At 68.8% G+C, this 26,022-nt stretch carries 27 protein-coding genes; 14 read left to right on the plus strand and 13 right to left on the minus strand.

The features are described from left to right. Position 1: 1 nt before the first annotated feature. From ACQW02_RS14975 to ACQW02_RS14985, 3 genes are read right to left on the minus strand one after another with little or no spacing between them, the layout of a single operon-like run. A complete protein-coding gene (locus ACQW02_RS14975; RefSeq protein ID WP_431280710.1) occupies positions 2 to 1,606 on the minus strand; it encodes a gamma-glutamyltransferase family protein in 1,605 nt (534 codons plus the stop codon). Positions 1,607 to 1,657: 51 nt separating this feature from the next. After that, positions 1,658 to 2,677, minus strand: coding sequence for a patatin-like phospholipase family protein (locus tag ACQW02_RS14980; protein ID WP_431280711.1), 1,020 nt, complete (start codon positions 2,675 to 2,677; stop codon positions 1,658 to 1,660). 8 nt (positions 2,678 to 2,685) lie between these two features. Further along, positions 2,686 to 3,453 carry an SDR family NAD(P)-dependent oxidoreductase gene (locus tag ACQW02_RS14985; RefSeq protein ID WP_431280712.1) on the minus strand — a complete coding sequence of 256 codons (768 nt, stop codon included), beginning with the start codon at positions 3,451 to 3,453 and terminating at the stop codon, positions 2,686 to 2,688. Positions 3,454 to 3,581: 128 nt separating this feature from the next. On the opposite strand from ACQW02_RS14985, the gene ACQW02_RS14990 reads away from it, so the two are divergent. The 6 genes from ACQW02_RS14990 (at position 3,582) to ACQW02_RS15015 (ending at position 9,308) form a co-directional block, all read left to right on the plus strand. Beyond that, positions 3,582 to 4,058 (plus strand): MgtC/SapB family protein, encoded by a 477-nt coding sequence (locus ACQW02_RS14990; RefSeq protein WP_431280713.1) that lies wholly within the window; start codon positions 3,582 to 3,584, stop codon positions 4,056 to 4,058. Between the two features lie 42 nt (positions 4,059 to 4,100). After that, entirely contained in the window at positions 4,101 to 4,442 is a 342-nt protein-coding gene (locus tag ACQW02_RS14995; RefSeq protein ID WP_431280714.1) for a tRNA-binding protein, read from the plus strand. Then, the gene (gene gpt / locus ACQW02_RS15000) at positions 4,442 to 4,921 is read left to right on the plus strand and encodes a xanthine phosphoribosyltransferase (protein WP_431280715.1); all 480 of its coding nucleotides are present in this window, start codon (positions 4,442 to 4,444) and stop codon (positions 4,919 to 4,921) included. The genes ACQW02_RS14995 and gpt overlap by 1 nt, the downstream gene beginning before the upstream one ends. After that, positions 4,918 to 5,625: a metallophosphoesterase gene (locus ACQW02_RS15005; protein ID WP_431280716.1), complete on the plus strand. Its 708-nt coding sequence runs from the start codon at positions 4,918 to 4,920 to the stop codon at positions 5,623 to 5,625. Before gpt ends, ACQW02_RS15005 begins: the two co-directional genes overlap by 4 nt. A 79-nt stretch (positions 5,626 to 5,704) precedes the next feature. Then, positions 5,705 to 8,845, plus strand: coding sequence for a hypothetical protein (locus ACQW02_RS15010; protein WP_431280717.1), 3,141 nt, complete (start codon positions 5,705 to 5,707; stop codon positions 8,843 to 8,845). 70 nt (positions 8,846 to 8,915) lie between these two features. Next, the gene (locus ACQW02_RS15015; RefSeq protein ID WP_431280718.1) at positions 8,916 to 9,308 is read left to right on the plus strand and encodes a RidA family protein; all 393 of its coding nucleotides are present in this window, start codon (positions 8,916 to 8,918) and stop codon (positions 9,306 to 9,308) included. Positions 9,309 to 9,315: 7 nt separating this feature from the next. Here ACQW02_RS15015 and ppk2 read toward each other — a convergent pair whose 3' ends face one another. Beyond that, on the minus strand, positions 9,316 to 10,218 hold the full coding sequence (ppk2, locus tag ACQW02_RS15020) for a polyphosphate kinase 2 (RefSeq protein WP_431280719.1): 903 nt from the start codon (positions 10,216 to 10,218) through the stop codon (positions 9,316 to 9,318). 410 nt (positions 10,219 to 10,628) lie between these two features. On the opposite strand from ppk2, the gene ACQW02_RS15025 reads away from it, so the two are divergent. Next, positions 10,629 to 11,183: a fasciclin domain-containing protein gene (locus ACQW02_RS15025; RefSeq protein ID WP_431280720.1), complete on the plus strand. Its 555-nt coding sequence runs from the start codon at positions 10,629 to 10,631 to the stop codon at positions 11,181 to 11,183. A 53-nt stretch (positions 11,184 to 11,236) separates the two neighbouring features. Here ACQW02_RS15025 and ACQW02_RS15030 read toward each other — a convergent pair whose 3' ends face one another. Then, the gene (locus ACQW02_RS15030) at positions 11,237 to 12,217 is read right to left on the minus strand and encodes a Bug family tripartite tricarboxylate transporter substrate binding protein (RefSeq protein ID WP_431280721.1); all 981 of its coding nucleotides are present in this window, start codon (positions 12,215 to 12,217) and stop codon (positions 11,237 to 11,239) included. Positions 12,218 to 12,895: 678 nt separating this feature from the next. On the opposite strand from ACQW02_RS15030, the gene ACQW02_RS15035 reads away from it, so the two are divergent. Genes ACQW02_RS15035 through ACQW02_RS15050 form a run of 4 tightly spaced genes read left to right on the plus strand, consistent with a single transcriptional unit; the run spans position 12,896 to position 16,534 of the window. After that, positions 12,896 to 13,762, plus strand: a complete 867-nt coding sequence (locus ACQW02_RS15035; protein ID WP_431280722.1) for a Bug family tripartite tricarboxylate transporter substrate binding protein — start codon at positions 12,896 to 12,898, stop codon at positions 13,760 to 13,762. A gap of 4 nt (positions 13,763 to 13,766) precedes the next feature. Then, positions 13,767 to 14,459, plus strand: coding sequence for a GntR family transcriptional regulator (locus tag ACQW02_RS15040; protein WP_431280723.1), 693 nt, complete (start codon positions 13,767 to 13,769; stop codon positions 14,457 to 14,459). Positions 14,460 to 14,475: 16 nt separating this feature from the next. After that, positions 14,476 to 14,928, plus strand: a complete 453-nt coding sequence (locus ACQW02_RS15045) for a YybH family protein (protein ID WP_431280724.1) — start codon at positions 14,476 to 14,478, stop codon at positions 14,926 to 14,928. A gap of 16 nt (positions 14,929 to 14,944) precedes the next feature. Further along, on the plus strand, positions 14,945 to 16,534 hold the full coding sequence (locus ACQW02_RS15050; protein ID WP_431280725.1) for an ABC transporter substrate-binding protein: 1,590 nt from the start codon (positions 14,945 to 14,947) through the stop codon (positions 16,532 to 16,534). 3 nt (positions 16,535 to 16,537) lie between these two features. Here the strand turns inward: ACQW02_RS15050 and ACQW02_RS15055 are convergent, their stop codons facing one another. The 4 genes from ACQW02_RS15055 to ACQW02_RS15070 are packed head-to-tail and all read right to left on the minus strand — an operon-like array spanning position 16,538 to position 20,181. Then, on the minus strand, positions 16,538 to 17,950 hold the full coding sequence (locus ACQW02_RS15055; protein WP_431280726.1) for an NAD(P)/FAD-dependent oxidoreductase: 1,413 nt from the start codon (positions 17,948 to 17,950) through the stop codon (positions 16,538 to 16,540). Continuing rightward, positions 17,947 to 18,231: a (2Fe-2S)-binding protein gene (locus ACQW02_RS15060; RefSeq protein ID WP_431280727.1), complete on the minus strand. Its 285-nt coding sequence runs from the start codon at positions 18,229 to 18,231 to the stop codon at positions 17,947 to 17,949. Before ACQW02_RS15060 ends, ACQW02_RS15055 begins: the two co-directional genes overlap by 4 nt. Then, entirely contained in the window at positions 18,206 to 19,282 is a 1,077-nt protein-coding gene (locus ACQW02_RS15065) for an NAD(P)/FAD-dependent oxidoreductase (protein ID WP_431280728.1), read from the minus strand. Before ACQW02_RS15065 ends, ACQW02_RS15060 begins: the two co-directional genes overlap by 26 nt. 35 nt (positions 19,283 to 19,317) lie before the next feature. After that, the gene (locus ACQW02_RS15070) at positions 19,318 to 20,181 is read right to left on the minus strand and encodes an SDR family oxidoreductase (protein ID WP_431280729.1); all 864 of its coding nucleotides are present in this window, start codon (positions 20,179 to 20,181) and stop codon (positions 19,318 to 19,320) included. Between ACQW02_RS15070 and ACQW02_RS15075 the strand changes: the two genes are divergently transcribed. The 3 genes from ACQW02_RS15075 to ACQW02_RS15085 are packed head-to-tail and all read left to right on the plus strand — an operon-like array spanning position 20,180 to position 22,583. Next, complete coding sequence (locus ACQW02_RS15075) at positions 20,180 to 21,121, plus strand: alpha/beta hydrolase fold domain-containing protein (RefSeq protein WP_431280730.1); 942 nt, start codon at positions 20,180 to 20,182, stop codon at positions 21,119 to 21,121. The two genes, ACQW02_RS15070 and ACQW02_RS15075, sit on opposite strands and share 2 nt — an antisense overlap. Then, positions 21,118 to 21,822, plus strand: a complete 705-nt coding sequence (locus tag ACQW02_RS15080) for a TetR/AcrR family transcriptional regulator (RefSeq protein WP_431280731.1) — start codon at positions 21,118 to 21,120, stop codon at positions 21,820 to 21,822. Before ACQW02_RS15075 ends, ACQW02_RS15080 begins: the two co-directional genes overlap by 4 nt. Then, positions 21,819 to 22,583 (plus strand): aspartate/glutamate racemase family protein, encoded by a 765-nt coding sequence (locus ACQW02_RS15085; protein ID WP_431280732.1) that lies wholly within the window; start codon positions 21,819 to 21,821, stop codon positions 22,581 to 22,583. The genes ACQW02_RS15080 and ACQW02_RS15085 overlap by 4 nt, the downstream gene beginning before the upstream one ends. A gap of 95 nt (positions 22,584 to 22,678) precedes the next feature. On the opposite strand, the gene ACQW02_RS15090 is transcribed toward ACQW02_RS15085, so the two are convergent. Genes ACQW02_RS15090 through ACQW02_RS15105 form a run of 4 tightly spaced genes read right to left on the minus strand, consistent with a single transcriptional unit; the run spans position 22,679 to position 26,020 of the window. Beyond that, entirely contained in the window at positions 22,679 to 23,509 is an 831-nt protein-coding gene (locus ACQW02_RS15090) for a transporter substrate-binding domain-containing protein (RefSeq protein ID WP_431280733.1), read from the minus strand. Further along, positions 23,506 to 24,396 (minus strand): polysaccharide deacetylase family protein, encoded by an 891-nt coding sequence (locus ACQW02_RS15095; protein WP_431280734.1) that lies wholly within the window; start codon positions 24,394 to 24,396, stop codon positions 23,506 to 23,508. The genes ACQW02_RS15090 and ACQW02_RS15095 overlap by 4 nt, the downstream gene beginning before the upstream one ends. A gap of 23 nt (positions 24,397 to 24,419) precedes the next feature. Further along, positions 24,420 to 25,187: an amino acid ABC transporter ATP-binding protein gene (locus ACQW02_RS15100; RefSeq protein WP_431280735.1), complete on the minus strand. Its 768-nt coding sequence runs from the start codon at positions 25,185 to 25,187 to the stop codon at positions 24,420 to 24,422. Beyond that, positions 25,184 to 26,020 carry an amino acid ABC transporter permease gene (locus ACQW02_RS15105; RefSeq protein ID WP_431280736.1) on the minus strand — a complete coding sequence of 279 codons (837 nt, stop codon included), beginning with the start codon at positions 26,018 to 26,020 and terminating at the stop codon, positions 25,184 to 25,186. Before ACQW02_RS15105 ends, ACQW02_RS15100 begins: the two co-directional genes overlap by 4 nt. Positions 26,021 to 26,022: the final 2 nt, after the last annotated feature.

Consider the following 26,022-nt stretch of genomic DNA (forward strand, 5'->3'; position numbering starts at 1 on the left):
CTCAGTACCCCAGGGCCAGGCCGTCTTTCCGCGGCTCACTCCCCCCGACCAGCACGCCCCGCGCGTGGTCAATAAAAATCGCCTGGCCGCCGCCATGCGGCTTTTCGACCAGTTCGCAGACATGGCCCAACCGGTTCAGCCGGTCGATCATCGCCTGCGGGATGCCGCGCTCCACCTGCACCTTGCCGCTTTGCGGGAAGAGCCGCGGCAGGTCGATCGCCTGCTGGATATCCAGCCCGAACTCAAAATGGTTGGTCAGGAACAGGCTCTGCCCCATCGGCTGGAAATGCCCGCCCATCACGCCATAGGGCATGATCGCGCGACCGTTCTGCATCACCATCCCCGGGATAATCGTGTGCATCGGGCGCTTGTCGGGGGCGATGCAGTTGGGGTGCCCTTCCTCCAGCCGGAAGCCGTAGCCGCGGTTCTGCAGCATCACGCCGCAATCCTCGGCCAGGATGCCCGAGCCAAAGCCCTCGAACAGCGAGTTGATGAAGGAGCAGGCGTTGCCGTCGCGGTCCACCACCGACAGGTAGACCGTGTCCTTGTGCTTTTCCCAATCGGCCTGGCCGGCGGGCGGCATCTCGCGCATCGCCACGTCGTCGCGGATCAACCCGCGCAGTGCGTCCAGATAGGGTTTGGACGTCAGCCGCTCGACCGGCACATCGACCTGGGACGGATCGGCCAGGAAGGCGTCGCGGTCGCGATAGGCCAGGCGCGCGGCCTCGATATGCCGGTGCATCCGCTCGACCGAGAAGGCGCCCTGCGACGGTGTCTCGAAACCGCCCATCAGCCCCATCATCATCAGCACGATGACGCCCGATCCATTGGGCGGGCACTGGAACACCTCCATGCCGCGCCAGGGGATCGAGATCGGGTTGACGAATTCCGCGACCGTGGCGCCCCGGGCAAAATCCTCCTCCGTGTGCAACCCGCCGACGGCGCGCAGTGTCGCCACCATGTCGGCCGCGATCGGCCCTTCGTAGAAGGCCCGCGCGCCATGCGTGCCGATCGCCCGCAAGGTCTTGGCCAACGGCGCCTGCACGAAGCGGTGGCCGGGCTTCGGCGCCTTGCCGTCGATCAGGAATTTCCGCGCCGCCCCCGGATGCTTCGCCAGCTTGGCCGCCGAATTGGCCCAGTCCCAGGCGACCTTGTCATGCACCGGGTGCCCCGCCTCGGCATGGTGGATCGCGGGGCGCAGCAATTCGTCCAGCCCCTTGCGGCCATGCGTGCGGTTCAGCAATTCCCAGGCGCTGATCGCCCCCGGCACGGTGACGGAATGGGCCGATGTCGGCTCCATCTTGGTCAGCCCCGCCGCGCGCAATGCGGCGGGCGTGGCCCCCCGCGGTGCCCGGCCCGATCCATTCACCGCAATCACCTGGCCCGTCCCGGCCGGCGCATAGAGGCAGAAGCAATCCCCGCCGATGCCGGTGCTCTGCGGTTCGATCACCGCCAGCACGGCATGGGCCGCGATCGCCGCATCCAGCGCATTGCCGCCGGCGCGCAACACGTCGATGGCGGTCAGGGTCGCGGCCGGCATCGAGGTCGCGGCCATGCCGTTGGAGGCATAGACCGGGCTGCGCCCGGCAAGGTGGAAGTCACGCATCGACGGTTTTTCCTTGAAAATGCAGGCACCCAGACGTCAGGCATCCAGACATCAGGCCCAAAAAGCCTTCACCCGATCGGCTTCCCGCAAGCCACGTTCATGCCCCGCCCGCAGCGCCGGCCCGATCTCGGCCGGCGACACCAGGTTCACCTGGCCCGGATTGGCCGCGATCAGCAGCGTGCGGGTGCCCGCGGCCTCAAGATCGCGCATCTCACGCAAGGGGTCGGAGGGGATCGCCGAGAACCGCGGCCCGCTGCCCGGCGTGCCATCGGTCAGGGACACCACCACGGCCCGCTTCGCCCCCGCCACGACATCGGCGTGCAGGCTGGTCGAACTGATGCCGCCATCCATGCACAGGCGGTCGCCGACGAAGGTCGGGCCAAAAATGCCCGGCAGCGACATGCTGGCCGACACCGCATGCGACACCGGCACGCCATGGCGGGCCGACACGATCAGCCGTTCGCCGCTGTAGCAATCCATCGTCGCCGCATGGAATTTCGGGTCCGGCCAGGCGACATTGCCGGTCAGCACCTCGATCATCCGCTGCAACCCCGTGACCGACGGGTTCCGCGCCGCCATGGCGCCGCGCCCGATGGCCTGGATCGTGGCCGGGCTCGCGTCGCTGGCGCTTGCGCAAAGCTCATGCGCACGCCGCTGGCTGGCATTCGGCACCGGCACGGGCACCAGGTCGGACATCAGCCCCGGAAAGCGGCCGAAGAAATCGAATTCCCGCGTCAGTCGCGTGATGTGGCCGCCAGCGATGGTGCTGCCGACGAAGGATCCGGCGGAGGTGCCGATGATGATGTCGGGCGCCGCATAGGGCACGCCCCCCGCGTTCAGCCCATGCATGAAGCCCAGCATCCAGGCGGCGAAGAACTCGCCCCCGCCGCCGAGCACCAGCGCCCGATCCAACCCCGTGCCGAGCGGCGGCCGCGCCGGGATCGGCACCGACAGCCCGTCATTGAAAACGACGCTGGCGCTTGGCAGCGCGCCCTGCGCGGAGACCCGGGTCGTGGCCAGGACCAACGCGCCCGCCGCCGCCAGGGCGCCGCCCCGCCGGCCGATTTTCATGCCCTTTGTCACTGAACCAGGAACCCCCCGTCGACGATGAGCGAACAGCCCGACACCATGCCGCTCGCGGGGCTGGCCAGGAACACCACGGCGCCCATCAGGTCCTCGACCGTCAGGATGCGGCCCATCGGCATGCGCCGCACCGTGCCTTCGCGGAATTTCTGGTCCGACAGCAGCCCATGCGTCAGCGGGGTTTCGACGAACCCCGGGCAGATCGTGTTCACGCGGATGCCATGCGGCCCCAACTCGCTGACCATCGCCTTGGACAGCCCCTCGATCGCATGCTTGGTCGCGGTATAGACGGTGCGGTTCAGCCCGCCGACATGGCCGTTGACCGAGGACATGTTGATGATCGCCCCGGCTTTTCCGGCGGCGACCATCCCCTGCGCCACCGCCTGCGCCACGCCAAAGGCCGCCCGCAGGTTCAGGTCGATCAGGGCATCGAAGGACGCATCGGCGACCTCGAGGAAAGGCTCGCGGATATTGGTTCCGGCATTGTTCACCAGGATGTCGAAGGGACCATGCGCCGAGACCGCCACCCGCACCGCGTGGCGGTCGGTGACATCCAGCGCCACCGCCTCCGCCAGCAACCCGCGCTCGCGCAGGATGGCGGCCGTCTCCTCGCATTCATTCTGCGCGCGGGCGGCCAGCACGACCCGGGCCCCGGCCTCGGCCAGCGCCACCGCGGCGGCCCGGCCGATCCCGCGGCTGGCGCCGGTCACCAGGGCCACCAGCCCGTCGCAGCGAAAGGATGGGGTCGCGGGCAGGTCGGTCATGGCGTGGCGCGCCTTGGTTGTTGTTCGAACCCCGATGGCACGATGCCGCCCGACCGTCCAGGCCACGCCTGCCCCGCCACGCCCGGCCGTGCCAGGATGGGGGTCCAGCCCCCCGGGAAAGCCCACGCATGATCGTCCAGTATTTCCTCACCGACGGCACCATCCCGCTGCTGCTGCTGGCGTTCCTCTGCGGCGCGCTGATCGGGCTGGAACGCGAATTCTTCAGCCATTCCTGCGGCATCCGCCCCTGCGTGCTGGTCGCCATCGGGGCGGCCGCCTTCGGCGACCTGACCGTGACCCGAATCCCCGATGCCAATTGGGGCAATGCCTTTGGCGCCGTGGTGACGGGCGTCGGCTTCCTCGGCGCCGGGGCGATCCTGAAACAGGACGCGCTCCATAACGTGCGCGGCCTGTCCACCGCCGCCACCATCTGGGTCGTCGCCATCATCGGCCTTCTGGTCGGCGCGCGGGAGGTCCTGGGCGGGCTGACCCTGACGGTGCTCGTGCTGCTGGTGAACGTGCTGCTGCGGCCGCTGGCCAGGCACCTCGCCCGCCGCATCCCGCCCCCGGCCGAGGCCGCGACCGACCGCGTGATGGAAGGCTGAACCCTCTTTTCGGGCACGCCGCCCGGGTCCATACCGGCGAGCATGGAAACACCCTGCACGATCGAAGATTTCGACAAGCTGGCGATCAACGCCGGCACCATCGTCGATGCCCAGCCCTTCCCGGAGGCGCGCAAGCCCTCGCTGCGCCTGTGGATCGACTTCGGGCCGGAGATCGGGGTCAAGCAATCCTCGGCCCAACTGACGGTGCATTACCGCACCGACCGGCTGATCGGCCGCCAGGTGGTGGCGGTGACCAATTTCCCGCCCCGCAACATCGCCGGCTTCCGCAGTGAGGTCCTGGTCCTCGGCATCCCCGACCCCGATGGCGCGGTGGTGCTGCTGAAACCCGATTTCGCCGTGCCCAATGGGGGAAAGATGTTCTGATGTCGCAGCGCTACTTCACCGTCACCTGGGACCAGTTGCACCGCGACGCCAAGGCACTGGCTTGGCGCCTGGCCGAACTTGGCCCCTGGACCGGCATCGTCGCGATCACCCGCGGCGGCCTGATCCCGGCCGGTATCATCGCCCGCGAGTTGGAATGCCGCCTGGTCGAAACCGTCAGCGTCGTCACCTACGACGAACAGAAGCGGGGCAACCCGCAGGTGACCAAGCCCCCCATCGCCGCCGGAGACGGCGCCGGCTGGCTGCTGCTGGACGATCTGGTGGACACGGGCACCACCGCCCGCGTCGTCCGCGCCATGCTGCCAAAGGCCTATTTCGCCACGATCTACGCCAAGCCCGCCGGGCGGGCGGAAGTCGATGCCTTCGTCACCGAAGTCAGCCAGGACACCTGGATCCTGTTCCCATGGGACACCGAACCGCAATTCGTCGCCCCGATCATGAAGAACGTCGCCGCCAAGTGAAGTTTTTCGACGCCCCCGGCTGGCTGCCGGAGGGCGTTCGGATCTACGCGATCGGCGACATCCACGGCTGCGCCGACCGGCTGCGCGCGCTGCACGCCGATATCGCCGCCGATCTTTTGGCGCGGCCCGCGCGGGCAACGGTCGTGCATCTGGGTGACTACGTGGACAAGGGGCCGGATGCTCGCGCGGTCGTCGCGCACCTGTTGGCCGGCGATCCCGTGCCCGGCTGCGCCACCGTGAATCTGGCCGGCAACCACGAACACCTGCTGCTCGGCGCGCTCGACGGCGAACCCCTGGCCCTGGCCGATTTCCTGGCCTGGGGTGGGCGGGAGACGCTCGCCTCCTACGGGCTGCGCGCAGAAGACGGCCCCACCGCCTGGGCCGCGTCATTCCCAGACGACCACCGCACCTGGATCGCCGCCCGCCCGCTGACCCATGCGGCGGGCGGCTATTTCTTCGCCCATGCGGGCGTGCGCCCAGGCGTGGCCCTGGATGCCCAGACCCGTGCCGACCTGACCGGTATCCGCATGAGCTTTCTGGCATCGGAGGCCGACCACGGCGCCGTCGTCGTGCATGGCCACACGGCCGCCGGCATGGTCACCGTGCGCGCCAACCGCATCGGGTTGGACACGGCGGCCTGGTCGGGCGGGCCACTATCCTGCGCCGTGCTGGAGGGCCGCCGCATGGCGGTGCTGGAGCGCTGACCCGCACGGTTTGATTCGATTTCCCCGCGCCATCGCGCCACGCTGCCCCCCCAACCGCGCATGCACGCAGGGGGCCACCATGTCCGAGTTCTGGCAGGTCAAGGCGACCGTCTCCGACGCCGGCGTCACTATATCCCAGGCCGACTACCAGGCCCAGGTCGCGGCCTCGGTGCGCGAGACGGTGCGGCGGGAGGTCACCGACGAATTCTTCCGCCGCATCCGCAACGTCTACGCCCCCATCGCCCTGGTCCTCGCGCTGATCGGCGGCGGCACCATATGGAACTACATACGCACCGAGCTGGTCCGCCCGCTGGCCGATTTCCGCCAGCAGATCGACGACAAGGTGACCAAGCTGGAACGCGAGACCGGCGACCGCATCGCCGCCGGCCAGGCCGCCGCCGTCGCCCGCGCGCGGGAGGTCGTGCTGGAGGAAACCTACCGCAACGCCGCCGGCGTCGCCGCCGCCAACGAGGCCATCCAGCAACGCGTCATCGCCGCCATCCAGGACCCCGCCAGCCCCATCGGCGGCCGCATCGCCAGCGTGACGGACGAACGCGTGACCGACCGCCTGTCCGACCGCGACCAGCGCGACCGGGTGGAACGCCGCCTGCTGCATGCCGAAATCGCCGACAAGGCCCGCCCGCCCCAGCGCCGCGCCAATGCCTTCGCCCAACTCGCCCTGCTCGACCCCAATCGCAGTGAACGCCTGACCGCGTTGCACCGTGTGCTGGCCGCCGACCACGCCGACGACGGCGACCGCCAGGCGATGGTGCTGGTGACCGGGCTTTTCCTCAGCCGCGGCGATGTGGGCGACGAGACGCCGATCCGCGCCGATACCGAGGCCGCCCGCCTGGCCCTTGCACGCCACGCCAGCGCCTCGCTGCCGCTGGAAGCCGCCGCCGGAATCCTGCGCACCCTGCCGCCCGACCAGGCCGCCGACCTGCTGCGCGCGGAACTCTATGCCGGCGGGCGCTACGCCGAATTCGCACTCGACATGCTGGCCGCCGACGGCCGCGCCGCGGCGCTGGAGGCCCTGGCCAGCTTCGCCCAATCCGGCAGCCGCAGCCGCCAGGAACGCGCCCTGCTGGCCCTGGCGCAGCAAACCCCGACCCGCACCGGTGAGGCCGCGCCCACCGCCTGGCTGCGCCTGCTGTCGGGGTTTGCCGAACAGCGCGACCTCGGCTGGGCCGTGTTGCACGAAGATGCCTCGACCACGTCGCTGACCGATCTGTGGGTGCTGCGGGAAGTCCTGCCCCGCAGCGGGCCAACGCCCGAGATGGTGCGCCAGGCCCAAGCCCGCCTGGCCGCCGAACGCCTGACCCCTGACCAGGCCGCCAGCCGCCGGGCACCGGACCAGGCCGCCGCGCGCGCGCCGCTGGACGGCGCCCTCGGCATCGCCCCCGCCGGGCCGAACCAGGCCCAGGTGCGGGCGGTGATGGCGGCGCTTTTGCCGATCGACGGCCCGCAACCACCCTGGTGGGCCGCCATCACCGGCCGGCTGCTGCAAAAGGGCACGCCGCCGCGGGAACAGATGCTGGGGCTGGTGCTCGCGGCGGACCGGCTGGTCCCGGCCGGCGCGCCACCCGCGCCCGAACTTGATCCGCTGCGCCTGGTCCTGCTGCGCGGCATCGTGGCGGAACGCGACCTCTTCGCCCAACCGCTGGGGCAGCGCGTGGTCTCGGCCCTCGCGCATGGGCTGACCGGCACCGAGGCCTGCCTGGACGCCCTGGCCGAGATCGCCAAATCCGCCGTGCCTACCGGCCCCGCCGCCATCGCCGCCGCCCGTTGCGGTGGCGCCGAGGCCCCGCCGGATGCTGCCGCCGTCGCCGCCCGCCTGGCCGATGCGGTCGAGGCCCTGGGGCGCCAGCCGGGGGCGGCGGTGACGCAGGATTCCACCGCCGCGCTCCAGGCCTTCCTGACGGCGGCGGCCGCGCGGGTGGAGGCGCTGCCGGTCGATCCCAACCAGCCCTGGACGCCCGCGGTCGCCGCCCTGGCCGACCTGCCCGCCGCCGCCGGCCCGGCGCGCGATGCCGCGGCACGGCTCTACACCGTGCTGCTGCGCCGCGACGCCACGGCTGTCGCCGCGGCGATCGAACGCTCCGGCGGCAAGGGGCTTGCGACCCTTGCGTCCGACGCCGCGCCCAGCCCCCCGGTCGCGGCGCTGGCCGAGGCCGCGGCCACCCCCCTGCCCTGGACCCGCGCCGCCTTCTGGGACGCCGCCCCGCCGGCCCGCCAGCGCGACGGCGCGCTCAGCGCCGTGCTGCCCGAGGCGGCGCCCCCCGGGGCGCCCGCCTGGGTGCTGCTGCCCCACGCCGAGGGGGAGACCTTCATCCTGCGGGCACGGGATTCACGCGGGCTGGACCTGCTGCGCGTCTCGCGCAGCCAGGGCATCGTCGAACGGCGACGGCTGGATACCCAGGCATCGACCATGCGCCTGCCGGGCGCCGCCGGACCCTGGCTGCTTTCGGTCAGGGGCGACAAGCAGGACCTCGACACGACCAGGCTGGAGGTCGTGCACACGCCGGCCTTCGTCGATGGCCCGACCGGACGGGGCGATCCGGTGGCACTCGGCCAGGCGCTGAGCATGGCGTTGGAGGCCAATGAGGTCCGCTACGTCCAGGTCGACCTGGCGCCACGCACGCGCTACCGCGTCGAGACGATGGACCTGGCCGCGGGCGTGGATACCGTCGTGACCCTGCACGCCCCGAATGGCGTGGCCGGGCCGAACAACGACGATGGCGGCGTGGGGCTGGCGTCCCGCATGGCGTTCAGCGCACTCAATCCGGACGGCGCGGGCGGGCCGCACGTGCTGGCGCTGTCCAACATCGGCACGGCCGGCGAGTTCCTGTTCTCGGTCACCGCGGTCGGCATCGCCTCCCCGGCGCCGCCGACCGTGGCGGGGCCGACCGGGCGCGGCCAGCCGATCACGATCGGCACCACCTATACGCTGGCGCAGGGGCGCGCGGCCGAAGCCTTCGTGCAACTGGACCTGGCCGCCGGGCAGCGCATCGTCGCGCGCACCCGCGAATTGTCGGCGGGTGTGGACACGGTGCTGGAACTCTTCGGGCCGGACGGGGAACGGCTGGGTTCGGACGATGATGGCGGCGGCGGGCTGGCATCCATGCTGTCGGTGACCGCCACCTCTGCCGGGCCACATGTGCTCAAGGTCAGCAACATCGGCGGTGCCGGCGATTTCGACCTCGCGGTGGAAGCGCAATGAGCGCGCGCGGCTATGGCCATTCCGCCCGAAGTGTCCATGATCCCGCCGCCACCGAGCACAGGGACACTACATGCCGCGCGAAATCATCACCGCCCCCGACGTCACCCCGTATCGTTCCGGCCTGTCGCACGCGGTGAAAGCGGCCGGCCTGGTCTTTGTCAGCGGCGCGACGCCCTTCACCGGCGCGCGCGCGGCGAACCTGATCGCGCGCGGCGACTTCGCCGCGCAGACGCACCAAGTCATGCAGAACATCAAGGCGATCCTGGCGGCGGCGGGCACGTCGCTGGATCGCGCGGTGAAGATGAACGTCGCGCTCGCCGACATGAAGAATTACGCGGAGTTCGACGCGATCTTCAAAACCTATTTCGCCCCGGGCAATTACCCGGCGCGGCAGACGACCGAATCCGTGCACCTCTCGCACATGGATTTCATGCTTTCGGTCGACTGCATCGCGGAGGCGTGACGCGCCGTCAGCCCGGCGACGGGGCCAGGGTGTCGGCGATCAGCTTGAACGGGTAGTCCGGCTCCACATAGCTGCCCGCGTCCTGGCGCTTGGGCAGCTTGATCTTCTCCCGCTTGGGCGTCTCGTACGGCACGTGGCGCAGCAGGTGGCGGATGATGTTCAGCCGCGCCCGCTTCTTGTCGTTCGACGGGGCCACGTACCAGGGCGCCCAGGATGTGTCGGTCGCCAGGAACATCGCATCCCGCGCCCGTGAGTAGTCATACCAACGGCTGTAGGATTTGAGGTCCATCGGCGACAGCTTCCACAGCTTGCGCCCGTCATTGATGCGCGCCTCCAGCCGCCGCGCCTGCTCCTCCTCGCTCACCTCCAGCCAGTACTTCAGCAGGATGATGCCGGATTCGATGATCGTTTTCTCGAAACCCGGCACCTGGTCGAGGAAGCGCTGCACCTGCGCCTCCGGCGTGAACCCCATCACGCGTTCGACGCCGGCGCGATTGTACCAACTGCGATCGAAGATCACGACCTCACCGGCGGCCGGCAGGTGCTGGACGTAGCGCTGCACATACATCTGCGATTTCTCGCGCTCGGTCGGTGACGGCAGGGCGACGACGCGGAAGACGCGCGGGCTGACGCGATCGGTGATCGCCTTGATGGTGCCGCCCTTGCCAGCGCCGTCGCGCCCCTCGAACAGGATGCAGACCTTGGCCCCGGTCGCCTGCACCCATTGCTGCAGGGCGACGAGTTCCACGTGCAGTTCGGCCAGCGCGCTTTCATAGGCGCGGCGGCTCAGACGGCCGTCCGGCTTGAAGGGCGATGCGGCTTTGTCGGTCGCGGCGGCCGTGTTCTTGCTGGCCGTGGCCTTGGCCGGGTGCACCTCCGCCGGCGCGTCTTTTCTATGCTTCTTGGCCACCGTCATTTCCTCCCAACAAGAACATCTGATGCGATCATTATTCCTGGCGCCGACATCTGGCCAGGGGGTTCCAACGGATCGCGCCCGCCAATTGAAGCGGCATGATCAATGGGCACATCGGCGGAACTCGGCTTTGATCTGTATCAATGCGTTGGCCGCATCATCTGCTATTTTTCGTTTCACGGCAGTCGAACATAACATTCATCACGGCCGCCGAACTGACGCGCCGCCACCCCGCCCGCCCGGGCTGGTCAAGCAGGTTTGCGCATAGGTTTTTCTTATTTTTAGTTTTATTTTCTGAATTATCTAAAAATTTTTATTGTTATTGTACAACCAGTCGTCCGACAAAATCTTTCAGATTGCGCGGGTAGCTGGCTTCCTCCAGAAACAACAGTATTGGGAGAGACGAAATGAAAACCATGACCCGTCATTGCCGGACCGCCACGCTCGCCGGCACGGCCCTCGCCGCCGGCCTGTTCGCTTCGACCGGCGCCTCGGCCCAGACGCCCCTGCGCAACTGCATCGACACGTTGCAGGGCATGCCGGAGTATTCGCGCTTCGTCGGCGCGGTCATCCGCAGCCACCTGGTGCAGGACATGCGCAACGCCCAGGCGATCACCGTCTTCGCACCGAACAACGCCGCGGCCGCCAAGGTCAATCCGGCCCTGATCGATCGCGTCTTCCCGATGGAGGAGTCGGGCGGCCCGCGCACTGCGGACCCGATCCTCAGCCTCGCCGCCATCGGCGTGCACACCACCAATCAGCGCCTGCCCAGCGCCACCCTCACCAACGGGCAAAGCATCACCACCTCCGGTGGCACGCCGCTGACTGTGGCCGTGTCGAACGCCACGCCCCCGGTCACCACCGTGACCGCGGCCAATGGCGTGGTCGCGACCGTGGTGACGGCGGCAATCCCGTGCAGCAACGGCGCGATCTACGGGATCGACACGGTGTTGTTCCGGTAATCCAGGGCCATGGTGGCGCCCGGTGCGATCCCCCGCGCCGGGCGTCCCGCCGTTCAATCCTGTTGCAAGCCGATATCGGCGACCAGTCGCCCCAGTCGTTCGCTGTCGGCGCGCATATAGGCCGCCAGTTCCTGCGGCCCCAGCACGAAGGGCTGCGTGCCGATGGGCAGCTTCGCGGCAAATGCCGGGGTGTCGATCGTCGCGATGACGTCGCGCGCCGCGGCCTCCACCACCGGGGCCGCGGTGCCGCGCGGAAAGAACAGCGCCTGCCAGGCGTTCAGCATGGCAACCCCAGGTGCGGCTTCGGCAAAGGTCGGCACATCCGGGAAATCCGGATGACGGTTCGGCGCGTTGTAGGCCAGCGGCCGCAACGCACCCGACTGCATGTGCGGCAGCGTGATGCTGAAACTGTCGATGGTCACCTGCACGCGGTTCGCCAGAAGATCGGTGTTGCCCGCGGCGCTGGTGCGGTACGGCACGTGCTGCATCGGGAAATCCAGCGAGCGGCGCAGATTTTCCAGGTTCAGGTGCGGCACCGTCGCATTGCCCGGCGAGTAGTAGAAGATCGGGTCGCTCTCCGGCCGCGCCCGTGCATAGGCGACCAGTTCCGCGAGGCTGTGCACCGGCAGGGCCGCATTCACGCAGAGGAACGACGACGACACCGATACGCCGCAGATCGGCGAAAGATCGGTGAAGGGATCATAGCGCGCGGGCTTTTGCAGATGCGGCGAAATCGCAAGCGCCGCGACCGAGATCATCGCGAAGGTGCTGCCATCGGCCGGTGCGCGCGTCAGGTTCAGCAGCCCCAGCATGCCGCCCGCGCCAGGCTGGTTGTCCACGACCATCCGTCCGCCCCAGCGCGGCACCATGGCCTCGGCCAGCACGCGCGCCACCTGGTCGGTGATGTTGCCGGCGCCATAGGGGACGATGAAACGGCTCGGCGGCGGGGCGACGCGGCTGCCCTGCGCCCGGGCCCGGCCGATAGTGCCGCCGAGGAGAGCGGCTGGAAGCAGGAGCGCGTCGCGACGGTGCATGGAGATAGGATCCTGGCGGGTGTTGCAGGTGCGAAGGCTAGCCCGCGATCCGCCAAGGCGGAAAGGGCCTGACATTTGCCGCCGGCCGCGATGAGCCCGCATTCCCATTGACCATCGTGCCGCGCGGGACGGCGGCTGATCGCAACGGGCGACTGGGCTGCTGCTGTCCTGGGGCCTCACCAGCAGCATGATCTCCGTGCAGCGGAGGATGATCGCATCCGCCCCGCGCGTGACGAGGCGGGCGATCACATGGCGGTCTGCGTCGCGGGACGGGTCAGGCGTTGACGCAGCGGTTCATTGCTGTGGCTGGGGCAAGCCGCTCGGCGGCATGAAATGTTCATACGCTGCGTATTTTATATTATGACATGTTAACATGATCCAAACTGACACCATTCGTGTCACGCAGGCGTATATCTTTGCCCTTGATGCCTCGCTATTCGGCAAGAATTGGTTCCGCTGCCAAAGGAAACCCGTCATCGCCTGACATGTCTGTTGTCGCATATCCTGAAGTGCGGAAGATTGCATCCCCTCGGGCACCCCTCGGGCCCCATGCGACAGGAGCCATCGATGATCCAGCGCCGCAGCTTCTGCCTTCGGGGCCTCGCGACAACGGCCTTGGTCGCCGCACCGCGACGACCATGGGCCCAGGCCCTCCCCGCGCGCCCCATCCGGATGGTCATGCCCTATCAGCCCGGCGGCGCCACCGACGCCGTCGCGCGCATGGTCGCCCAGCAGATGGCGGCGCTGATCGGCCAGAACGTGGTGGTCGAAAACCGGTCCGGCGGCAGCGGCGCCGTGGGCGGCCTCTTCGTCGCGCGGGCGGCGCCCGACGGCACCACGCTGATGTTCAATGCCTCGGTGCATGTCATCAGCCCCTTGCTGACGCGCACTCCGGCCTATGACGCGGTGGCGGATTTCCAGCCTGTCGCCCAGGTCGCGCGCGGGCCGCTGCTGTTCGTCTGCCATCCCAGCGTCCAGGCCGACGGCCTGGCCGCGCTGGCCGCGCAGATCCGCGCCGCACCGGACCGCTTCACCTTCGCGACCTCCAGCCGCGGCTCGGCGGGTCATCTGGCGGCGGAGTTGTTCAAGCAGCGCATCGGCGTCGATGTGCTGGTCGCGCCCTACAACGGCAGCGCCCAGGCGCTGGCCGACATGGTGGGCGGGCGGGTGAACCTGATGATCGACCCGGTCCTTTCGGCCCTACCTTTCGTCCGCGGCGGCCAGCTCAAGGCGCTGGCTGTTACCTCCGCCGAGCGCCTGGAGATCGCGCCCGAAATCCCGACCGCCGCCGAGGCCGGGCTCGATGGGCTGGAATTCTATTCCTGGTATGGTGTCTGGGCGCCGCGCGGCCTGCCGCCGGCGCTTCTCCAGCAGATCTCGGCCGATGTCGTGCGCGCCGGAAGCACCGACGAAGCCCGCCAGTTCCTGATCCGCCAGGGCTTCCAGCCGACCGGCCTGGACGCGGATGCCTTCAGCCGCTTCATCGACGAGGAAGTCGCCAAGTATCGCGGCATCATCGCCCGCGCGAATATCGTGCTGGACTGACGCCATGTCAGCCTTGCTCGAGCGGCCGAGCGACCAGTCGCTGACGGAATTCGCCTGCGAACGGCTGCGTGCGGACATCATCCGCTGCGACCTCGCCCCCGGCGCCTCGGTGACCGAGGCCGGGCTGGCCGATCGCTATGGCCTGGGCAAGGCGCCGATCCGCGCGGCCCTGTCCCGCCTGTCGCAGGCGGGGCTGATCCGCAGCGTCAACCGGCGCGGCTATGTCGTGGCGCCGATCATCGTGAAGGAGGTCGTGGAGGCCTTCGACCTGCGCCTGCTGCTGGAACCGCATGCCGCCTTCCATGCCGCGGGGCGCATGCCCCTGGCGGTGATCCAGGCGTTCGACGACTGTTTCGCCGCCTATCGCGATGGCGACCTTGTGTCGCAGGACGCCTTTCTCGCGGCCAACCGGGTGTTCCACCTGGCGATCGCCCGTGCCGCCGGCATGGACAAGCTGGCGGCGATCCTGGGCGATTTGCTGGATTGCACCGAGCGCGTCATTCGCATCGGCCTGATCGAATGGCGCGGCCCCAAGGTGATGGAACCGGCGCATCGCGCCCTGGTCGCGGCCCTCGTCGGGGGGGATGCCGAGCAGGCACAAAGACTCGCGGCCGAGGGCGTCGAACTCGGCCGGCGCAAGGTGATGGATGCCATCCTGAAGCGGCAATCCATCGCCAACGTCTCGCTGATCGACTGAAACAAAGGAAAAACCGATGTCGCAACTGCCCAGGGTCGATGCCCAGACCGATGCGGAGATCCGTGCCTGGCTGGAAAAGCTCGCGGTCTGCGTGCGAGAGGTCGACTACGCCACGGCACGCCCGATGTGGGACGAGGATGTGGTGGTCTTCGGCACGTTCAACCGGCTGCTGCATGGCATCGACGCCTTCATCACGGCGCAATGGGACAATGTCTGGCCGAAGACGACGGATTTCCGCTTCACCATGTCGGCGGTGGAGGTGCTTGGGATGGGCGACATCGCCGTCGCTGTCGCGCCCTGGACCAGCACCGGCTACGCGCCCGATGGAGCCAGCTACGCTCGCCCGGGCCGCGCCACGATGATGTTTACCCGTCGTCCTGATGGCTGGCGCTGCGTGCATTCCCATATGTCGCTGGAACGCGGGGTGCCGCAGACCAGCCACGCCAACCGCCCCGTGAAAGCACACTGAACGCAGGAGCACACCCATGCAGTTCCCCGCCGTTTCACGCCGAACCCTCGGCACGCTTGCTACGGCGGGGCTCTTGCCGCGCGCTGCCGGCGCGCAGGGCCGCGCCGTGCTCGATATCGGCCTGGCGACGACGCCAAGCTCGGCCGATCCGCATTTCTACGCCTTCAACCCGAACCTGAACCTGGTCCAGCACGTCTTCAGCCGGCTTGTGGAGCGGGATGCGCGGCTGCGCCCGGTGCCTGGCCTGGCGCTGAGCTGGCGCCCGGTCGAGGATCGCATCTGGGAATTCAAGCTGCGGCCCGGCGTGCTGTGGCATGACGGGCGGCCCTTCACCGCCGACGACGTCGCCTTCACGATCGCCCGGGTGCCGGAGGTGCCGAACAGCCCAGGCAGTTTCGCCGGCTACGTGCGCCAGGTGACCCGCGTCGAAGTCGTGGACCCGCTGACCGTCCGCATGCACACCGCCGGGCCGCATCCGGCCCTGCCGAACGACCTGACCTTCGTCGCCATCGTGTCGCGCCATGCCGGCGAAGGCGCGACCACCGCGGACTACAACAGCGGGAAGGCCGCGATCGGTACGGGGCCCTACAAGCTCGCCCGCTTCCAATCCGGCACGACGACCGAGTTGTTGCGCAACGACAGCTACTTCGGCGGGCCGGAGCCTTGGGATCAGGTGAATCTTCGCATCATCCCCCAGGCTGGTGCCCGCAGCGCCGCGCTACTGTCGGGCGACGTCGCCATCATCGATGAAGTCTCCTCCAACGATGTGCTGGCGCTGCAGCGCGATCGCCGCGTCACCATTGCCGAGACGCAGAGCACGCGCCTCATCTTCCTCCAGCCCAATTTCAGCCGCAGCGGCAGCCTGGCCGATGTCACTGACAATGCCGGGCAACCCTTGGCCGCGAACCCCTTCCTGGACCTGCGGGTGCGGCGGGCCTTGTCGCTCGGCATCGATCGCCAGGCGCTGGTCGCGCGGGTGATGGAAGGTCGCGGCACGCCCAACGGCCAGTGGTTGCCGGACGGTTTCTATTCCAGCAATCCGGCCGTCGGCGTGCCGCCTTTCGACGCCGATGCCGCCCGCAGGCTATTGGCCGAAGCCGGCTTTCCGCAGGGCTTCCGGCTGACCCTGCACACGCCGACCGACCGTTTCGCGAACGACAGCCGCATCGCCCAGGCGGTCGCGCAGATGTGGACGCGGATCGGCATCCAGACGGCGGTGGACGCCCTCCCCTATGCCGCCTTCAGCGCCCGCGCGAGCCGCCAGGAATACGGCATGTGGCTGCATAGCTGGGCGAGTTCGACCGGCGAGGCGTCATACTTCCTCAGCAATGTCGTCAGCACCGTCGATGTCGCCAAGCGCGCCGGCGCCAACAACTGGAGCCGCTATTCCAATCCCTCGCTGGACGCGCTGACGGAGAGGTCGTTCACGCTGCTCGACGACAACGCGCGGGAGAAGGTGCTGCAGGACGCGGTGCAAATGGTGGCGGATGACATCCCGATGATTCCGCTATTCCACCTGTCCCTCGTTTGGGGCTTGCGCCAGGGCTACAGCTTCGAGCCTAACATGAGCGGCTATACCACCGCGATGATGGTGCGCCGCGCCTGATCGCTACGCGGTACGCATCACCTCGGTCGGCGCCGGCGCCGTGGCGGCCAGGTCCGCCACCGTCACCGGCTTGAGCGGGAAGCGCGGCCGCGGCAGGCCGACCTGGTCCGGCGCAAGACCGCGGGTTTCTGCGATCAGCGCCGTCACGGTGGGGCCGCACATCCGCCCCTGGCAGGGGCCCATCCCGCAGCGCGTGTAGCTTTTGGCCTGCGCCGGCCCGACGGCGCCGAGCCTGGCCGCGGCGCGGATGGCGCCGGCGGTGACTTCCTCGCAGCGACAGGCAATCACGTCATCGTCGATCGCCGCCGGCGCGATGACGGGGGCGTAGAGACGCTCCAGGAACGGCCTGACGGCGCGCGCTCGCGCCAGCGCCCGCCGCAGTGGGGCCGCGAGGGCGTCGCGCCGACCCTCCACCAGCCGGCCGAGCGCCTCGGCGGCCTGCAACCCGGCAAGCTCACCGGTCAGCGCCGCGGCCTCGGCACCCAGGATCCCGCCGCCATCGCCGGCGATCGCCAGCCCCGGCACCGAGGTGTCGCCCCATTCATCGGTGCGGGGACGGAAGGCCGCCTGCGGGCCGTTCCATCGCACGTCGCAACCGAGCGCCAGCGCCGCGCTCAAGGAAGGCACGACGCCGTCATGGAGGCCGACGAGATCGGCCGAGATCGTGTGGCGGCGACCGCCACTGGTGAAGGCGATGTCGCTGACGGCGGCCGTGCCGACGATTTTCAGGTCTCTCACGCCACGATGGATGGCGACGCCGGCGGCCGCCACACGCCGCATCATCGCCAGCCCTTTCAGCAGTGGCCAGGGCGCGCGCAATGCCCCTGGCAGGGCTGGCAGCGCCTTCCAGTACCGCGCGCCCGGCGTCGCATCCAGCAGCGCCACCGGCGGTGCCCCGGCACCGGCCAACTGCGTCGCGATCAGCCAGAGCAGCGGCCCCGCCCCGGCAAGCACCAGCCGCCCGGCGGGCACCATGAGATTGGCCTTCAGCGCAATCTGCAACGCGCCTGCCGTCATCACCCCCGGCAGCGTCCAACCCGGGATCGGAACCGGCCGTTCCATGGAGCCGGTGGCGAGCAGCAGCCGGGGCGCGAGGGCGTTGCGCGGTGCTCCGTCCGTGCTCGCCGTGACGGCAAAGCCGGTGCCCGTCGGCTCGATGTTCCACACCGTGCTGCGCGTCCAAAGCTCCGCGCCGCTGGCGGCGAAGTGCGCGACCAGCGGCGCCCCGGCCGCATACTCGCGCCCCAGGCAGTCCGCCGCACCCGCCGCAAGGTTGCGTGCCATCGCGCGGTAGATCTGGCCGCCTGGCGCCGGTTGCTCGTCGATCACCAGGACCCTCAAACCCTGCGCACGCGCGGCGATCGCCGCGGCCATGCCGGCGGGACCGGCCCCCACGATCACCAGGTCGTGGCTCACGGTGCCACGTCCCGGTTGATGCGCATGCCGGGGGCGACCTCGACCATGCAGGCCTGGCGGCGGGGCTGGCCATCGATCTCGACCAGGCATTCGAAGCAGGCACCCATCAGGCAATAGGCCGCGCGTGGCGCACCCGAAACCGGTGAGCGCCGGAAAGGCAGTCGCCCCAGCCGCAGCAGCAGCACGGCGACGGTTTCCTGCGGTGCGGCCGCGACGGCGTCGCCATCGACCGTCACCGGCACGGCGCGGGCGGGGTCAGGCGGTTGCAGCGGGCGAAGCATGGAAGCGCTCCAGAACAAAATGCTCGCAGCCAGGCGGCAGCCGGCTCTCGGCCAAGGAAGGGGCAAGGGCCAGGCAATGCACGGCGGCCAGGGTGACGCCGCTGTGACAGGTGACGACGAAGGCCCCAGGGCATGTCGGGGATTCATCGTAGATCGGCTGTTCGTCGCGCGGCATGATGCGCAGCGCGGCCCAACTGCGCACGACCTGCGCCGCGGCCAGATGCGGGAATTCCACCAGCGCGCGCTGGGCATGGCCCCCGGTGACGGCCAGCCGGGTCGATCGGTCGGTATTCGTGATCGGCTCCGCGCTCAGCCCGAACATCACGGTGCCGGTGCGGTTCTGCCGAATGCTGGGGGTGGGATGCGGCAGGAAGCGCGGCAGGCGTTCGGTGACCACGATCTGCCCGCGCACGGGGCCGACCGGCACATCCAGCCCGACCATCAGCCCCAGCGCAGGATTGCCGAGCCCGGCCGCCAGGATCACCTGCGCCGCCTCGATGCTGGTCGCCGCGCTGTCGATGCGGAAGCCGCCGCCCGGCAGCGGTGCGATGGCCCGCACGGGATCGCCAGGCCGATACGCGACGCCATCCTGCCGCCCCAGCGCATGCAGAGCGCGCAGTAGCAGCAGTGGATTGGCCATGCCGTCCAGCGGCGACCAGGATGCGCCGATGACGCGCTCACCGATCAGCGGCACCCGATCGCGGATGAAGTCGCGGTCGACCATCGTGATGCCATTGGCACCGGGTCCCTTCGCGACCTCAGCCACCATCGCGGCGCGCAGTTCCAGCTCCCGCTCATTGATGCAGAAGTGGAAGCCGCCGGTCTGCTCATATTCCACGTCGATGCCCGTCTGCTGCGCCAGCATCGCGGCGAAACCGGGCCAGAGATCAGACGATTGCCGCGTCCAGACCGCATAATCCGGGTAGCGGTCGCCCTTGCCCTGGACCCAGATCAGCCCGGCATTGCCGCGTGAGGCGCGGATGCCGAGGTCATCCTCGTCGAAGACCACGACCTCCCGCCCGGCGCGCGCCAGCCCGCAGGCGACGGCCATCCCAACGAGCCCACCGCCGATGACCGCGACGCGTGTCAAAACGTTCCCTTGTAGTCACCGCCATCAACCAGGATGTTTTGCCCGGTCATGAATCCCGCGAGGTCGGAGCAGACGAAGGCGCAGGTGGCGCCGATCTCCTCCGGCCGCCCGAAGCGCCCTGCCGGCGTGCGCGATTCTCTTTCGCGGCGCAGCGCGTCGAAGCTCTGGCCGCTGGCTTCGACCATGCCGCGCATGTGGTTGCGTTGGGCCTCGGTATCCACCGCACCCGGCAGGACATTGTTGATGGTCACGTTGTGGCTGATCGTCTGCCGCGCCAGCCCCGCCACAAATCCGGTGAGGCCCGACCGCGCGCCATTCGACAGGCCGAGTTCCGGCTGCGGATTCTTCACCGACCGGGAGGTGATGTTGACGATGCGTCCCCAGCGTCGCGCCATCATGCCATCGACCGTCGCCCTGATCATCTCGATCGGCGATATCATCACGGCATTCAACACGACCATCCAGTCTTCCGGCGTCCAGTCGCGGAAATTCCCGGGGCGGGGGCCTTCGGTGTTGTTCAGCAGGATATCGGGCGCGGGGCACGCGGCCAGTGCCTTGGCGCGCCCTTCGGGGGTGGTGATATCGGCGGACACCCAATCGACCCGGGCGCCGGTTTCGGCGCGCATCGCCTCCGCCGCTTCTGCCAGCGTGTCGGGATTGCGAGCGGCGATGGTGACCAGGCAGCCGGCCTTGGCGAATTCCAGTGCCGCGGCCCGCCCCATGCCCTTGCTGCCGCCGCAGATGAGCGCCGATCGACCAGCGATGCCGAGATCCATGCCAATGTCCTGCCAAGGTTGCTGTTGACAGAGGTTGATCAAACAAACGATCGTTTGCAATACCCAAACGCCCAGGAACATCATGGCCGATCCCAGCCCCGCTTCCCTGTTCGATCGGGAGGTTCTCGCCGCCCAGGCGCTGCTGCGTGAAAAGGGGCTGTCCACCGGCGACTTCCTTCGCCAGCCGGTCGCCGAGGTGCGCGCGCTCAACAGCCAGTACCAGGCCTTCCTGAACGAGGGCGGGCCGGCGATGGCGGAGATCACCGAATTGATGCTGGAGGGCGACCATCCGCCCGTGCGCGTCCGGCTCTATCGCCCCGATCGCCCTGGCCCGCTGCCCACCTATCTCCATCTGCACGGCGGCGGCTTCGCCATCGGCAGCATCGACAGCCTGGATCGCTTCAAGCGCGAGGTCGCGGTGCGTTCGGGGGCGATGGTCGTCGGCATCGATTACGCGCTCGCGCCGGAGCATGCCTTCCCTACCGCGCTGAAGCAGGTGATGACGGTCCTGCGCTGGCTGCCGCGGGGCGGCGGCGTTGGCATCGGCGGTGATTCCGCCGGCGGCAACCTGGCGCTTTCGGCCCTGCAGCGCCTGCGTGATGCCGGCGAGCCGATGCCGCGCTTTGCCGCGATCATCTACGGCATGTTGACGGGCGACCTTACGACGCCGTCGCATGCGGCTTTTGGCGGTGGCGCCTTTGGCATGTCCACCGCGCGGCTCGAATGGTTCTGGCAGCGCTATCTGGGCGATGCTCCGCTGGCCGGATCGGGGGCGATGCCGCTTGAGGCCAGCCTGGCCGGCCTGCCGCCGATGTTGCTGGTCGCCGCTGCCTTGGACGCGCTGCTGGATGACACGCATGCACTCGACCGCCTGCTGACCGAGGCCGGCGTGCCGCACAGGCTGAAGCTGTTTCCCGGCATGCCGCATGGCTTCATCGCCCAGACGGCGTTGCTATCACAGGGGCAGGCCGTGGCGGAGGACATTGCCGATCTGATCCGCCTGCACCTCGCCGCGCCGTCGTGACCACGGATGACAGGCCACCACGCCGGCGCGCAAAGCCCGGCACCGGCCTGCGGGACAAAATCCTGGCCGCCGCGGTCGCCATCTTCGCCGAGCACGGCGTCCATGGCAGCAGCGTGCGGGCGATCGCCAAGCGCGTCGGCTGCAACCTTGCGGCGCTGAACTATCATTTCGGGTCGAAGGACGAATTGGCGCTGTGTGTGCTGGAGCAGGCGCTGGGGCCGATGCAGGCCCGCATCGCCTTGCTCGATCGCTACGAAGCGGAGGCCTGCGGCACGCCGCTGACGGTGGAACGGATCATCGAGGCGATCGTGCGTCCCAGCGTCACCCTGGATCGTGATGCCGAAGGCGGGCGCCCCTTGATCCGCCTGCTGCAACAGGCCCGCGCCATTCCGACCGTCGAGACCAGCCGGTTCTTCGACACGCAGTTCAATCCGATGATCCTGCGCTTCGTGGAGGCATTTTCGCGCGCGCTGCCGGGCCACGATCGCGCCGAATTGTTCTGGCGCTACAATTTCATCACCGGATCGCTGCTGCATGTGCTGATCGATTCCGATCCGGGGTTCCGGCGATTGAAGCGCATATCCGATGATCGCTGCGACACTGATGATGAGGAGGCGCTGATCGCCCAGCTTGTCGCCTTCGGCGCCGCGGGATTCCGGGCGCCGGCCCCCGCCCCCAAACCCATGAAGGCCATGGCATGACCCCTTCCCCTGCGCGCGGCGGCCATGCCGTTCATGGCGCGCCGCTCGGCATCCTGATGCTGCAGACACGTTTCCCGCGCATTCCCGGCGATATGGGCAATGCAACGACCTGGGATTTTCCTGTGCTGTTCAAGGTCGTGCGCGGGGCCACGCCGGATCGCGTCGTGCTGCAGGACCCGTCCGCCCTGTTGCCCGATTTCATCGCGGCGGCGCAGGAACTGGTCGAGATCGGGGCCGAGGCCATCACGACCACCTGCGGCTTCCTGTCGCTGTTCCAGCGTGAACTGGCGGCGGCGGTCGCGGTTCCCGTCGCGACATCCGCCCTGCTGCAAGTGCCATGGGTGCAGGCCACGCTGCCGCCAGGCCGGCGCGTCGGCGTGATCACCATCTCCGGCGCCAGCCTGACGCCCGCACATTTACGGGCCGCCGGCGCGGCCGAGGACACGCCGATCGTCGGTGTCGAGCATGGCCGGGAGCTTTTCCGCGTCCTGGTGAAGCAGGACAAGCCGGACCTGGATGCGGCGTTGGCCCAGGCCGATATTCTCGAAGCCGGGCGTTCGCTGATCGCGGCCCATCCGGATGTCGGCGCGATCGTGCTGGAATGCACGAACATGCCGCCCTATGCCGCCGCCCTGCGTCAGGACCTGGGTATGCCGGTCCACGACGTATGCTCGCTCGTGAACTGGTTCCACGCGGGGCTACGGCCGCGCGAATGGGGCCCTGGGCGACGCCGTTCGTCGCTTGGGGCGAGCTTTTCTTGAACCAATCGGCGACGGCGCGCCCAGATCGTGCCGTTCGCTCGTGATCATGAGGCGCGGCGCTGAAACAGGATCAGGCGCCGGTCGGTCGCCCCGCGCTATTCCCCAGCGTCGATCGTGATCGTCGCCAGCGCCTGCCGTTCGATTCCATGGCGGCGCAGGATCTCGCCATAGGTGCCGTTGGCGATCAGCCGGGTCAGCGCCCCGGCGACCGCATCACGCAGCACGGTCTGCGACTTGTCGAAGGCCATGCCCGACAGGTTGCGGGAAATTGGCTCGCCCACGACCACGAAGGTGCCGGGGTTCTGCTGCGCCAGGAAGACGACGAACTCCGCGCCCAGGATCGCCCCATCCGCGCGACCGGCCATCAGGTCCGTGCGGCTGGCGGCCGCACCATCCGATCCGATGACGCGCATCGGCGGGCGGCCCGCCGCAACGCAATTCGCCTCGCTCCAGGCCTGCGCCTGGGGGAAGTAGTTGGTGGTGCGCGGCGTGGAGATGCTGCGGCCGCAGAAATCCGTGGGCTGGGTCGCGCCACGCTGCTGCGCGACAGTGGTGAAGATCTGTGCCCCCGTGCTGACCACGTCCACGAAGGTCAGCCTCTCCCGACGCGACGGCAGGTCGGTCATGGCGCTGCCGCTGAAATCCACCCGCTGGGTGGTGATGGCGGGGATCAGTTGCGCGAAGGCCAGTTCTTCCCAGCGGATCGGCAGGTTGAGTTCGCGGCCGATCGCGGTCACCAGGTCCACGTTGACGCCGCGCCGTTCATTCGTCGCGGGGTCGCGGTAGGCCATAGGAGGATAGGTCGCCTCGATCGCGACGCGCAGCGCGCCCTGGGCGCGGATCGCCTCCGGCACGGGCTGGGCGGTGGCGAGGCTGGGCGCGAGCAGTGCCGCGGCGGCAAGGAGGATGCGTGGCAGGGTCATCATGGGGCTCCCGATCCAGCCGCCTCACAGGCGGCGAAATGTGCGGCGATATCCTCGCCGGTGGTGATCCAGACATCGCGATAGCCCTGCGTATAGCGCAGGAACTCACGCAGCAGCCGCAAGCGCATCGGCCGGCCGCTGCATTGCGGATGCAACACGGTGGTTACCATGCCACCCCAGTCCCGCGTCTCGTCCAACTCGTCTTTCCAGATCGAAAGGACATGCTCCTTGGGCATCATCGGCCGCGGGCTGTAGCGATGCGACAGGCCATAGAGCCAGTCATCATAGGTCATGGTCACCGGCAATTCGACCAGCCCGGGCGAACCATCGGCCAGCAAATGGCGATAAGGCCGCACATCGTCGCGCCAGGAGGATGAGTAGAGCAGCCCACGCTGCTTCAACAGCACGCGCAATTCTTCGCAGCTTTCACCGGAGGGGGCGCGGTAGCCTTTTGGGGTCACGCCAAGGCGGCGCTTCAGGGTATCCAGCCCCCGGTCCACCTCCTCGATCAAACGCGGATCGCCGGGCTGCGGCATCAGGTGGTGGAAGCCGTGATGGCCGATCTCGTGCCCGTCACGGACAATCGCCTCGGCCATGGCGGGGTTCGCCTCGACCGACCAGCCGGTGATGAAGAAGGTGGCACGCAGGCCGAGGTCGCGCAGCATCTCCAGCAGCTTGCGCACGCCGACCCGCGCCTCGAACCCGCCATAGGACATGCAGACGAGTTCGTCGTAGCGGTTGGGGTCCTTGCCGGTCCAGGCGGTCTCCGCATCCACGTCGAAGGACAGGAACATCGCGGCGCGGTTCCCGCCGGGCCAGGGGAATTCGGGCGCCAGCGGCGCGCGATTCGCCGGCAGCAGCGGCAGCGCATCATGGGAATCATAGGGCATCGGTTGGTCCTTCCAAGAATCAGTCAGGCCAGGACGGCTGAGATGAAGGCCTGCGTCCGCGCCTCCCGCGGGGCGCCCAGCACCTGTGCCGGCGGGCCTTCCTCCACGATCGCGCCATGGTCCATGAAGATGACGCGATCCGCGACCTCTCGCGCAAAACCGAGTTCGTGCGTAACGACGATCATCGTCATCCCAGACGCCGCGAGTTCGCGCATCACCGCCAGCACCTCCCCCACCAATTCGGGGTCGAGCGCGCTGGTGGGTTCGTCGAACAGCATCAGCTTCGGCTTCATCGCCAGCGCACGCGCGATGGCGACGCGCTGTTGCTGGCCGCCGGAGAGTTGTGCCGGATAACTGCCTGCCTTCTCTGCCAGACCAACGCGCGCCAGCAACGCGCGGGCTTCCGCCACGGCCTCTTCCCGCGGGCGCTTCAGCACCTGCATTGGGCCTTCGATAATGTTGCCCAGGGCCGTGAGGTGCGGGAACAGGTTGAAGCGCTGGAAGACCATGCCGGTCGCCTGGCGCTGCCGGGCGATCGCCGCTTCCGGCAGGCGGTGCAACCGCTGCCCGTCAATCCGGAAGCCGGCCAGTTCGCCATCCACCCAGATCGCCCCGCCATCGGGTTCGGCCAGTTGGTTCACGCAGCGCAGCAAGGTGGTCTTGCCGGAACCGGAGGCGCCGATGATGCAGACCACTTCACCCGTCGCGACGTCCACCGAGACATCGCGCAGCGCCTGGAAGGCGCCAAAGGCCTTGCGCACGCCACGAATGGAAACCAGCGGCAGGTTCATCGCCCCCCCACCGTACCGCGGGCAAAGCGCCGTTCCAGCAACATCTGCAGCGGCGTCAGCACGCTGACCACGGCCAGGTACCAAATGGCGGCCACGATCAGCAATTCGATCACGCGCGAATTGGCGTAGTAGATGTTCTGCGCGCTGTGGAGGATCTCGGTGTACTGGATCACGCTGGCCAGCGAGGTCAGCTTCACCATGCCGATGAATTCATTGCCCAGCGGCGGGATCACCACGCGCATCGCCTGGGGAAAGACGATCCGCCGCAGCGCCCGCAGCCGCGTCATACCGATGGCCTTGGCGGCCTCATACTGTCCCTGGTCCACCGACAGCATGCCGGCGCGGAACACTTCGGACGTATAGGCGCCCTGGTTCAACCCAAGGCCTAGCAAGGCCGCGAAGGCCGGCGTCATCACCTCCACCGTCCTGGCGGACCACAGCCCCGGAATGCCGATGGTCGGGAAGATCAGCGCCAGGTTGAACCACAGCAGCAGTTGCAGGATCACCGGCGTGCCACGGAACAACCAAGCGTAGCCCAGCGCCGCGCCCTGCAGCACCGGATTGTGCGACATGCGCATCACCGCCGCCACCACGCCCAGCACGATGCCAAGCGCCATGGCCGCGATGGACATCACCACCGTGTTGACCAGCCCCGCCATGATGACCGGCGCGGTCAGGAACTGACCCACCACCTGCCACTCGATCTGCCCGGCCGCGAAGGCGCGCGCCAGCAGGGTCAGCAGCAGCAGGATCACCGCCACCGCCGTCCAGCGACCCCAGTGCCTTTGGCGCACCAGGACATGGCCGGTGATGTCGGGCAGCGCGGTCGCCATGC

It is taken from the genome of Humitalea sp. 24SJ18S-53 (assembly GCF_050632385.1).
GTDB lineage: Bacteria > Pseudomonadota > Alphaproteobacteria > Acetobacterales > Acetobacteraceae > Humitalea.